Origin of the sequence: Psychrobacter sp. NZS113, assembly GCF_015864825.1 — a bacterium.
GTDB lineage: Bacteria > Pseudomonadota > Gammaproteobacteria > Pseudomonadales > Moraxellaceae > Psychrobacter.
Window position 1 is genome coordinate 247472 of record NZ_JADYWL010000004.1, and the last position, 12142, is coordinate 259613.

Here is a 12142-nt window from a genome sequence, read left to right on the forward strand (position 1 = left end):
TCTGCGATTATACTAATTACGATTAATTCAACTTTGCCACGAGTTTGTCAGTAAGATGGCGTGCTATCTTATCAATCGTTAATATATCTTCTATGTCAGCAGTTTCAGTCAATGGTGGCACCTGAATGTCATTTAAGGCTTGCTCATTGATATCCGCAATATCAGTCAGACGAATTTGTCCATCCAAGAATGCAGCCACTGCGATTTCGTTCGCAGCATTGAGTACAATGGTCGCTTGCGTACCTGATTGCATGGCTTGACGTGCTAGACGTAAACACGCAAATTTTTGCAAGTCTGGCTTGATAAATTCTAATCCGCTGAGCGCATATAAATCCAATGGCTGCGAGCCACTCTCAATTCGGTTTGGATAGCTGAGTGCGTGCGCGATAGGCGTTTTCATATCTGGGCTGCCCAGCTGCGCTAAGAAGCTGCCATCGCTATATTCTACCATTGAGTGAATGATACTTTGTGGATGAATGACCACATTTATCTTATCCTCAGTCAAATCAAATAAATGACAAGCTTCTATCAACTCCAATCCTTTATTCATCATCGTTGCAGAGTCGACGGATATTTTTTGACCCATTGACCAGTTTGGATGTTTGACTGCCTGAGCGACGCTTGCCTGTTGCATCTGCTCAAATGACTGCTGCAAAAATGGCCCACCAGAGGCGGTCAACCATAACTTACGTACACCATGCTCTAACTGATGGATTTGGGTATTGTCTTGCTGAATGGCGAGTGGCAAGCACTGAAAGATAGCATTGTGTTCTGAATCAAGTGGCAGCAAAGTGGCATTGTGCATTTTGACAGCGTTAATCATCACCTGCCCTGCCATCACTAGCGCTTCTTTGTTGGCAAGTAAAATACGCTTACCCGCACGAGCTGCTGCCAAAGTAGAAGGTAGGCCAGCGGCACCCACAATCGCGGCGACCACGGTATCAGTTTGCGAGTCAACGGCAATATCTATCAGCCCTTGCTCGCCGCCCACGACATCGATGTCCAAACCTGCCGTACTAAGACGCTGAGCAAAATCATCAACAGCGGCTGTCGGTACACTGACACGTTTCGGTAAAAACTGTTTGCAAAGTTCGAACAACTTGTCTAAACGGTGATAGCCGGACAAAGCATAGACCGTGTACTGTGGTTGTGCTGCTAAGATTGCTAACGTACTATCGCCAATCGAACCTGTTGCGCCTAGTACAGCGATGCGTTGCGTCATAACCATTGATGCCTATGAAGGATACTGTGAGAAATAAAAATAAATAAGCGCTCTGATTTTTGAACGCTTTGATTTTTGAACGCTTTGACGTTGATGCCTTATACGACGATCAAGCCAAACTGTTGTATCGCCCAAAAACCAAGTGCAAATATTGGTGTGGCAGACAATAGCGAATCGATACGATCCAGTATGCCGCCATGACCTGGAAGAATCGTTCCTGAGTCTTTTACATCAGCACGGCGTTTGAGCATCGACTCAAACAAATCACCAAGTACTGATGCTAAAATCGTTATCGCTGATAATGCCACAAATGCGACTAACGGCACACCAGTCAATTGTAGTTTAAAGACACTAATACCAATAACCACTAGCAGGCCTGTGATCAAACCGCCAGCCAGCCCTTCCATGCTCTTATTAGGAGAGACATTCGGTGCCATCTTGCGACGACCGAGCTTGCGACCTACAAAGTAAGCACCACTATCTGCACACCAGACCAATAAGAATACATAGAGCAGCCACCATGCCGATAGTTGCCACAGATAAAACATAGCCGTAATCGATGCAGTCAATATAACAGCACCCATCAACGCCAGTTTTTTTCCGTACCAATTGGTATGAGTTGGAAATACTCTGACCCAAGATAGCGCCATCAACCATATAGCGAGTGACGCCACCCACCAAAACAGCCAAGTCACTTTAAGCATGAGTGAGACTAACGTCAGCACCAAGACTAATAGCACAAATACAACTGGTTGACGCCATTTGGGCATCAGCTTCGTCCATTCATGAGCCGCAATAATAACGCCAATAGCTAACAGCGGTGCAAATAAAACAGGGGTTTGGCTCGCAAACATTGCAATACCAACGATAATAACGAGAACAATTGCCGTCTTAATCCGTTGCCACATACTTATTGAGCCTTATAATAATGAATAGCGCATGATCAAAAAGTGCATTATAACAGCTAATCTACAATAGCCCACTAATAGCAATTAACACTCCTTGAAGCGGTTTATTATTTCATAAACAACCAATATTAACTACTCATACAATAACGGCTTTGCAAAATACTAAGTAAATGCTTAAAACGGTGACTGTTTTAGCGACTGTCTTGCTCTATTACTATCTGCTCACTGGTTTTACCAAAACGGCGTTGACGTTGAGCAAACTCTGTTACCATCGTCGCCAACTCATCTGCTGCAAAATTCGGCCATAATGTTTGGGTGAAGAATAACTCGGCGTAGGCTGATTGCCACAATACGAAATTGGATATTCGGTACTCACCGCCCGTACGTACTAACATGTCTACGGCTGGTTCGTCTGCTAACTGAACATACTCACCGAGCACCTCTTTATTGATATCATCAGCACGTAACTGTCCTGACTCTACTTGCTGCGCCAACTGTTTTGCAGCATTCGCAATATCCCACTGTCCACCATAACTGATAGCGATAACCAGTGTCATGGCTTCAAAGTCTGCCGTTTTTGCTTCAGCATCTGCCATCAATGCTTGTAAGTCATCACTTAGTTGACTGCGATCGCCAATGAAACGTAAGCGTATACGGTACTCATACATGCGTGGTATTTGCTCATGAATAGTCGAGGCTAACAGCTGCATTAGCAGTGCTACTTCACTAGGCGGACGTTGCCAGTTCTCACTAGAAAAGGCAAATACCGTCAACACCTCGATACCAGCATCCACACAATACTCAACGATGGGATCTAGCGCGTCTTTGCCAGCGACATGCCCTTGGCCTTTTCCTAAATCATTGGCTTTGCCATAGCGATTGTTACCATCCATAATGATAGCGATATGACGAGGAAGAATAGTAGGAGCCAAAACGGCTGAAGTGGACATAGGCGAGCTTGCTTATTGTTGAGGTAAGATAATGATAACGTGTACGAGGGCGATTAAAAAGCATCAGACAAATAATTCATAAATTTATCATAATGCAGTCATCAGGCGCTTAGTGCTTACACAATAATAAGCAGCCAATAGCGTTGGCACATTGGCTGCTTAATAGGGAGGAATAACTGAATCAATCTGTGCCATAAGTGACAGAGGAGTCAGTATTTAGACGTCCATCAAATCGCTTTCTTTTTTGGTCAGACTTTTATCGATGGTTTCGATATATTTGTCTGTGATTTTTTGGATATCATCACTGGCGCGGCGCTCGTCATCTTCTGATATTTCTTTTTCTTTTGCTAAGTCTTTAATATCATTCATCATGTCGCGGCGAATATTACGGATAGAGACTCGGCTGTTCTCAGCTTCTCCACGCGCAAGCTTTTGCATATCGCGACGTGTTTCTTCCGTCAATGCTGGCATCGGTACACGAATCACATCAGCAGTCATTGGGTTTAGACCCAAATCTGCTTCACGAATGGCTTTATCAATCGCTTGTACCATAGTACGGTCAAACGGCTGAACAAGCAGTGTACGTGAGTCTTCAACGTTTACACTCGCCACTTGATTGAGGGCGGTATCAGCACCGTAGTAGCTGACCATCACACCTGACAACATACCTGGGTGGGCACGGCCTGTACGAACTTTACTGAAAGTATTCTGCAGCGCTTCCAACGTTTTTTGCATGCGTGCTTCGCCGTCTTGCTTAATCTCTTTAATCATCATGTGTCCTTATTTATCGCTACCGACAAATCATTCATTGTTGTGAGTTATATCAGTAGTCGCTATTAATCATTAGTATTGATTATCAGCGACTGACGTAACTTTAATTATTTACGTTGTGATATTAATGTGGGGCTCATCAAAGCAGATTAGTGATAAACACGTGTGCCTTCATTTTCACCCATAATGACATTTAATAACGCGTTAGGCTTGGTCATATCAAAAACTTGTAGCGGTACGTTATGCTCACGGCACAAGGCAATAGCAGTTAAATCCATGACACCAAGCTTTTGCTCTAACACTTCGTCAAACGTTAAACCGTCGTATTTGACCGCATCAGCATGTAGGCTTGGGTCTTTGTCATAAACGCCATCGACTTTGGTCGCTTTTAAAATCAAGCCCGCTTCGATTTCGATACCACGCAAGCAAGCAGCCGTATCAGTGGTAAAGAATGGATTGCCTGTACCCGCCACAAAGATGCAGACATCGCCATTTTTCAGATAACGAATCGCGTTACGACTGCTATAGCTTTCGGTCACTTCGCCAATAGGAAGTGCTGACATCAGGCGCGTTTTAATGTTACGGCGCTCAAGGGCATCACGCATTGCCAAACCATTCATAACTGTCGCTAGCATACCCATTTGATCACCCGTAACGCGGCCAACCAATCCTTCTTTTTGTAATTGGGCACCGCGATATAAGTTACCACCGCCGACCACGATACCAACTTGGACACCAAGTCCACGCAAATGGGCAATAGACAAACTCATTTTATCAAGCACTTCGGTATCAATACCCATGTCTTTGCCACCAGCTAAGGCTTCGCCAGAGAGTTTTAGCAAAATACGAGAGTAACGCGGGTTTTTGTCAGACATGAGATCACCTTGTTATCATTAAATTATAATTAAAGTTATCGGTAAAATACAAATGGAGTTTGCCTTTGGTATGGACGATACCGACATACTTGATGATAAGCATGCCAAAAGGCTAAATTGCGCTAATTGTAGCAAAAACTGCCCTTTGTGGGGCAATTTTCACTTGCCTATCGTGTTAGGATTTTAACCTTTATAGCTGCCAAACAAGTCATATTCGCTAGCATCGTCAATAGTGACGGTTAAGAACTGCCCGACTTTGACTTGTGCAGTGATGTCGTCAACGTAGACGTGACCATCAATTTCAGGTGCATCCGCATAGCTACGGCAAATCGCAATACCTTCTTCACTATCAATCTCATCGACCAATACCATCAAGGTTTTGCCGATTTTTTCTTGTAGTTTTTGCGCTGAAATATCTTGTTGTAGCGTCATTAGACGCTCGTAACGAGACTTTTTAACGTCTTCAGGTACGTGATCTGGCAAATCATTGGCCACGGCACCTTCAACTTCTGAATAGGTAAATGCGCCAACGCGATCAAGGCGCGCTTCAACCAACCAATCAAGCAAGCATTGGAAATCTTCTTCTGTCTCACCAGGGAAACCAACAACGAAGGTTGAGCGAATAACGATATCAGGGCAAATCTCACGCCATGCTTTGATACGTGCCAAGGTGTTTTCACTATGCGCTGGACGTTTCATTGCTTTTAGGATGCGATGACTGGCATGTTGGAAAGGAATGTCTAAATAAGGCAATAGTTTCTTTTCGCCCATCAGTTCGACGACTTTGTCCACATGCGGATATGGGTAGACATAATGCAAGCGTACCCAAATACCTAAATCATTTAACGCTTTGCATAAGTCATAGAACTTCGACTTCAGCGGCATACCATTCCAAAAACTGGTCCTATACTTTAGATCCAGTCCATAAGCGGAAGTGTCTTGCGAGATAATTAATAATTCTTTCACGCCAGCATTTTTCAGCGCCAATGCTTCATTCATGACGTTATCAATTGGACGTGAGTCCAAATCGCCGCGTAGGCTTGGAATAATGCAGAAGGTACAACGGTGGTTGCAGCCTTCAGATATTTTTAGATAGGCATAATGACTTGGGGTCAATTTGATGCCCGCCTCATTGATCAAATCTATTTTAGGATCGTAGTTTGCATCCTTACTACGGTTTGGCTTGGGCACGTGCTGTGCAACTGCTGTAATGACTTCGTCATAGGCATGCGCGCCCGTCACGGCAAGTACAGCTGGGTGCATTGCACGGATTTTATCCGCTTCTTTACCCAAGCAACCCGTCACGATGACCTTGCCGTTTTTGCTAATAGCTTCACCGATTGCATCAAGCGACTCTTGTACTGCTGATTCAATAAAACCGCAAGTATTGACCACGACCAGATCCGCACCTTCATAGTCGCTGGCTACTTGATAACCATCACGGCTCAACTCGGTGATGATACGCTCGCTATCCACCAAGGCTTTTGGACAACCTAACGATACAAAACCAATTTTTGGCGCTGCACTAACTGGCATCGTAGCAGTCGCATTGGCAATCGTTACATCACTGCTTTGGGCTACACTACGGTTTTGGTTATGATTGGCTTTATGATGGTAAGGTTGTTTAGTATCTGTTTGACTGACATCTGCCTGACTATCTTGCGCTATATTTGGCTTGGCAGGATTAAAAATAGTGGCAGTGTCTTTTGGAGCGATAGAAGCTGACGGTGAGGTAGTAATAGTCGGATTGGCCGACTCGGTAGAAGTTTTGGGCATGGCTAACCTTGCTAGAGATAAAGTGGCTGTGCGCATTGTACGTTTTTTTTGCAAAAATCGCCAGTTTTGCCGCTCTATAGTGTTGATTTATGGTTAAATATTATATTGAGTATTTTTTTGTAGGCGCCGACCCATGACAACCCATTTGACAACCGCAAAATCGACACCTGATTTGGCATTCATCTCACAGCATTTGTTCACAGCCATCTTGTGGGTCAATGAAGATCTTTGTATCACTTGGCTAAATGCTCAAGCCGAACAACTACTGGCTATCAGTAGTGGCAGACTGCTCAAGCAACCCATATTGTCATTGCTCGCACCCGAAGAGTTAAAACCCAAAGACAGCACTCCCATCAATAATGACGAAGTCTATGAGCAAAACTGCTCTTTAGCTGAAAGGTTTGAGCTCGCAAGACAATATCAGCAACCATTCATTGATCATGATCACATCATAAATACGCAACTAAATGGTAATTTATCGTTTTCCGTCGATTATAGCGTGACGCCGCTCATCTACGAGCAGAAGACGTATTTTATCATCGAGATGTGGGGCAAAGATCGCCAAAGTCGTATCTCAGAAGAGCAACGTCAGCAGCAGCAATATGGTGTGGCACGTCATATGCTACGCTCAGTTGCCCATGAGATAAAAAACCCGCTGGCTGGCATTCGCGGTGCTGCACAACTATTACAACGAAAATTTATCAAATTCAGCGATGACGCTACTTTTAACAGAGAGCCTTCCACTTCTATAGGCAGCAAAAACTCTGTTTCGAATCACAATGACGAACTACAAAAGACCACCGAAAAACTACGTGGCTATACCGATATCATTATTTCAGAGACGGATCGCTTAGCCCATCTGGTAGGACAGTTCCTCGGCTCTAATCAACTGCCAAACTGGCAAACACTGAACATTCACGAGCCCTTAGAGCATGTACTGTCATTAGTCATTAACCAGTACCCGCAATTAACGCTACAGCGAGATTATGATTTATCATTGCCTGAGTTATGCGCTGATAAAGACCAATTAATTCAAGTATTTTTAAACCTGATTAATAATGCTTGTGAGTCCATGACTGAGTTTGAACAAACGCTGCAACAGCAAGAGCTATCGGAAGCCAAAAAGTTGCAATCTACCGATTCAGAGACTGACAGTGACTGCTATATAGATTACCAGCCAACCCTACACATCCAAACGCGGGTCGCCTTTCAACATACCATTATTGGACACCAGCACAAACAAGTCTTACAAGTAAACATTACCGATAATGGATCAGGGATTGATCCAGAATTGATTGGACAAATATTTTTCCCAATGGTAACCAGCCGTGCTGCAGGGACTGGTCTAGGATTATCTATTGTGCAAGATATCATCAGCCATCATCGTGGTATGATTGATGTCAGCTCCACACAGGTACAAGGCCAACAGCAGACACGCTTTACACTTTACCTGCCGTTTCACTAACCAATGATTGCAGTGTAAACAATAGGTATTACTAAAAACGATTAAATCACAAATACGATACTACAATCCTGAACCAACTCATTGCTCATTAGGCCTAATACATGACTGAATATAGCGAAAAACACAAACCTAAAAGCGATAATCAAACGGTAGCCGAGCCACTGCCAAGTGAACCAAGCATAAAAGTAACAGTCAATAATAATCCCAATGTTGACCCAGCAACGTTATGGCTGATCGATGATGATGCCGCATTAAGAATGGTGTTAGCAGATACTTTTGAGGATGCAGGGCTGACGGTTATTAGCTTTACCCAAGCGCAAGCAGCATGGGGACGCCTTAATGATATATTGCAAGAAACTGAGTCGGTCACGCAGTTACCTGATGTGATATTGACTGATATTCGTATGCCGATGATGGATGGGTTGTCCTTTAGCGACTGGGTACATCAGCACTTTCCTAAGCTGCCTATTGTCATCATGACTGCTCACTCTGACCTCACCTCTGCTATTAATAGCTATCAAACGGGGGCATTTGAATATCTACCCAAACCATTCGACTTAGATGATGCCGTTGCCACGATCTATAAAGCGATCAACTACCAACCTAATCTGGTGATAGAGAGTAAGGCAACCAAATCCGATACATCTGAAGCGAAAATAACGGCTGATACAACAGCGGATATTAAGACAAAGCCGGATAATAAATCTAAGCCTATTAATGAGGCTAATACGGTCAGCAAAGTCAGTAAAAAACCCAAACTTAAAGCTGACGTCAAAGTAGACACTAGCACGAATGACAATCCTAGTGGCATTATTGGTCAATCACAAGCCATGCAGACCGTGTTTCGTGCTATTGGCAGATTGGCACACTCACCTATTACTGTTTTGATCACAGGTGAATCAGGAACAGGAAAAGAATTGGTCGCCAGTGCCTTACATCAGCATTCTCCACGTCACCAGCAGCCTTTTATTGCACTCAATATGGCAGCCATTCCGCATGATCTGATTGAGTCTGAATTATTCGGTCATGCAAAAGGCGCCTTCACTGGTGCGACGACGACACGACCAGGGCGTTTCGAACAGGCTGATGGTGGGACATTATTTCTAGATGAAATCGGTGACATGCCGTTTAGCACTCAAACACGACTGCTACGCGTACTCGCCAATGGAGAGTTTTATCGAGTGGGTGGTCAGCAACCCATCAAAGTAAATGTGCGCATCATTGCTGCTACTCACCAAAATTTAGAAGAGCTGGTTAAGCAAGGTAAATTCCGCGAGGATTTATTTTATCGCCTTAACGTGATTCGCTTACCCCTTCCACCATTACGGACACGACGCGAAGACATCCCTGCACTAGCAACTTACTTTATGAAGCGTGCTGCCGAACAAATGGATACTGCACCCAAGCAGCTACATCCGATGGCCGTACAGATCATGCAGTCTTTTGAGTGGCGCGGTAATGTGCGTCAGCTTGAAAATGTCTGCCTATGGTTGACCGTGATGGCGACTGGCGACACCGTCATGGCGGAGGACTTGCCACCAGAGCTGCTCGAAAACATCCCTTCTAATCTAGAGCCCCATCTAGAACAAGATTTATATAGTGAGGATACGAATAGCCAAAACCATATCCCACAAAGTCAGCTGACCTCTAACACGACAAGTTGGCAGCAAGCACTGGCTGTTTGGGCTACTCAGTCGTTGCAAACTGGAGAAACGGATATTTTGCAGACAGCGACACCTGAGTTCGAGCGTGTTTTACTGACAGCGGCACTCAACCATAGCGGTGGCAAAAAGATAGCTGCTGCCAACTTACTTGGTTGGGGACGCAATACATTGACCCGTAAATTGCAGCAATTAGATATCACAGCATCAGAAGTGCAAAGAAATCTTGAATAAGGACGTAAAAAACCCAATAAAAAATTATATTAATATCAATTACTTATAATATTTAGACAAAAAAAACGTTAATTAATTAAAAATAATTGCAAATAGGGGTTGCCAAACTATTCAAACTCTATATAATAGCCAACCACTGAGACGCACTACCGAATCAGTTAACTATCTACGTTGTGTTTGAGTTTAAACACTAATAATGATAGAGTAACGAAAATGGGGCTGTGGCGGAATTGGTAGACGCACCAGATTTAGGTTCTGGCGCCGCAAGGTGTGAGAGTTCGAGTCTCTCCAGCCCCACCATTTTCGGATAGTACATCTTAGACCAAATATCAAAGCCTGCTTTTAGCAGGTTTTTTTGTGTCTGGAGTTTGTATAAAAAATCCCCGCTAATTAGTGGGGATCATATCAAAGATATAGTACTGACTCACTGGCGATATACAACGATTATAGATTTGGATTGACAATGATTTTTACTGCTGATTCATTGTTATGAATCAATGTCTCAAAGCCTTTGGATATCAGATCATCTAAAGCGATGCGCTGAGTAATAAATGGCTCAAGATTAACCAAACCATCTTCAACCAGCTGGATTGTATCTTTATGATTGTTCACGTAGCCAATCGTGCCACGTACATCAAGCTCTTTCATCACCACACTATGTACGTTTACATTAGCTGGATGGCTCCAAATAGAAACAATCACGACCACACCAGTCGGTTTACTAAGCTCAACCAACGAATCCAACACCTTATTCACACTAGTACATTCAAAGGCCACATCCACACCGCGATTATCAGTGATGCTCATGACTTCTTTTTTTAAATCAATTTCTGTAGGGTCTAATATATAATCAGCAACCCCACTTTCTTTGGCTTTCTCTTTACGCTTAGCACTTAGCTCCGTCAGAATTACAGTGATACCTTTGGCTTTTAGCACCGCAGATAATAATAGACCAATAGGGCCACCGCCACCAACCAATGCCACATCACCTGCTTTAGCACCACTACGCATATACGCGTGATAGCCAACAGCTAACGGCTCAATCAAAGCAGCTTGATCTAATGGAATATTATTGGCGATAGGATGTACCCAGCGGCTTTTCACAGCAATTTTTTCAGACAAACCACCACCACGACCACCCAAACCAATAAAGTTCATGTCTTTTGATAAGTGATAATCTTCACCAGGGCCTGTTGGTACATCATCAGAGATAATATATGGTTCGACCACTACATGCTGACCGACTTCAATATCATTAACACCTTCACCAACGGCATACACAACCCCTGAGAACTCATGCCCCATCGTAATTGGTGCCGACTCGCCTGAAATAGGATGAGGATGACCACACGGCGGAATAAAGATAGGACCTTCCATAAACTCATGCAAATCAGTACCACAAATACCACACCATGCCACATCAATACCAACTGTGCCTGGTTTTACTGTAGGCTCTGGAATATCTTCAATACGAATATCACCTTTATCATAAAAACGTGCTGCTTTCATATAAAACTCCTTTGTTTATAATCAACATACTCTTGATTGGTATAGTCAATTCTAAACAAAATAGATGCATTTTATATGACACGCGACCGAGTTAAGTTTTTATTTCAGGCTGTGCCTATGCAGACAGAAGTGACAAAAAACTCACTCCAATCTTGCTAACTATTTTTTGTATTGAACTGACTATATAATTAAAAAAACAGGCTAACAATGAGAGTTAATGAAAAACCTATACTTCATTATCCGACTCTGAAAAACTTTCAAAGTATCAAGACTGTTAAGTATTGTTAAATACTGTTAAAAAATAATTTATACTATCCAGTATAACATTTGAGGCAGTTAATACATCCATCATACTCTGACATTTCCTCTCTACACGCTTCACCAATGCCCTATCAGTAATACTTTTGTAGTGGGATGACTATATGATCATGCACTTGCTATAGGCATAACTAGGGTGTGTCCTCATTTCAGAAATGAGGATAAAAATAAGATAAATTGTCGTCAAACGAGAAAAATAGTGTAGATAATATCGAGATATTGACTAGGGTCTGTTGAACATTCAAATATTAGAGCTGCTGATTGATAAAATTGCACCAAACTAGGCGCAAGCCGATGATAATGTCGAGACCTTAGTTAGGCTTGCAACAACGTTTGGAGTGATTTTAGCATCAGCCCTTTGGGGCAGTACTATTTTTTGCCAATACATGGCGAAATTGTTTAACCTAGAATGACTAGGCGTCAAAAATTTCACTGCATATTGTCTAAAAAATA

General features: G+C 43.1%; 9 protein-coding genes and 1 tRNA gene. 3 read left to right on the forward strand and 7 right to left on the reverse strand.

Annotated elements, in window-relative coordinates:
- Window positions 1–22: 22 nt before the first annotated feature.
- From ispC to rimO, 6 genes are all read right to left on the reverse strand, one after another.
- On the reverse strand, window positions 23–1228 hold the full coding sequence (gene ispC, locus I6E61_RS07805) for a 1-deoxy-D-xylulose-5-phosphate reductoisomerase (RefSeq protein ID WP_197132695.1): 1206 nt from the start codon (window positions 1226–1228) through the stop codon (window positions 23–25).
- A 92-nt stretch (window positions 1229–1320) separates the two neighbouring features.
- A complete protein-coding gene (locus I6E61_RS07810) occupies window positions 1321–2130 on the reverse strand; it encodes a phosphatidate cytidylyltransferase (RefSeq protein WP_197132697.1) in 810 nt (269 codons plus the stop codon).
- Between the two features lie 191 nt (window positions 2131–2321).
- On the reverse strand, window positions 2322–3080 hold the full coding sequence (gene uppS / locus I6E61_RS07815; protein ID WP_197132699.1) for a polyprenyl diphosphate synthase: 759 nt from the start codon (window positions 3078–3080) through the stop codon (window positions 2322–2324).
- A 216-nt stretch (window positions 3081–3296) separates the two neighbouring features.
- Entirely contained in the window at window positions 3297–3851 is a 555-nt protein-coding gene (gene frr, locus I6E61_RS07820; protein ID WP_194196961.1) for a ribosome recycling factor, read from the reverse strand.
- A gap of 149 nt (window positions 3852–4000) precedes the next feature.
- Complete coding sequence (pyrH, locus tag I6E61_RS07825; RefSeq protein ID WP_110922359.1) at window positions 4001–4726, reverse strand: UMP kinase; 726 nt, start codon at window positions 4724–4726, stop codon at window positions 4001–4003.
- A gap of 183 nt (window positions 4727–4909) precedes the next feature.
- A complete protein-coding gene (gene rimO, locus I6E61_RS07830; RefSeq protein WP_197132701.1) occupies window positions 4910–6502 on the reverse strand; it encodes a 30S ribosomal protein S12 methylthiotransferase RimO in 1593 nt (530 codons plus the stop codon).
- A 133-nt stretch (window positions 6503–6635) separates the two neighbouring features.
- On the opposite strand from rimO, the gene I6E61_RS07835 reads away from it, so the two are divergent.
- The 3 genes from I6E61_RS07835 (at window position 6636) to I6E61_RS07845 (ending at window position 10162) form a co-directional block, all read left to right on the forward strand.
- Window positions 6636–7967, forward strand: a complete 1332-nt coding sequence (locus tag I6E61_RS07835) for a nitrogen regulation protein NR(II) (protein WP_197132703.1) — start codon at window positions 6636–6638, stop codon at window positions 7965–7967.
- Between the two features lie 101 nt (window positions 7968–8068).
- On the forward strand, window positions 8069–9862 hold the full coding sequence (locus I6E61_RS07840) for a sigma 54-interacting transcriptional regulator (RefSeq protein WP_197132705.1): 1794 nt from the start codon (window positions 8069–8071) through the stop codon (window positions 9860–9862).
- Window positions 9863–10077: 215 nt separating this feature from the next.
- Window positions 10078–10162, forward strand: a tRNA-Leu gene (locus tag I6E61_RS07845).
- 144 nt (window positions 10163–10306) lie between these two features.
- Here I6E61_RS07845 and I6E61_RS07850 read toward each other — a convergent pair.
- Entirely contained in the window at window positions 10307–11371 is a 1065-nt protein-coding gene (locus I6E61_RS07850; RefSeq protein ID WP_197132707.1) for a 2,3-butanediol dehydrogenase, read from the reverse strand.
- Window positions 11372–12142 lie beyond the last annotated feature (771 nt).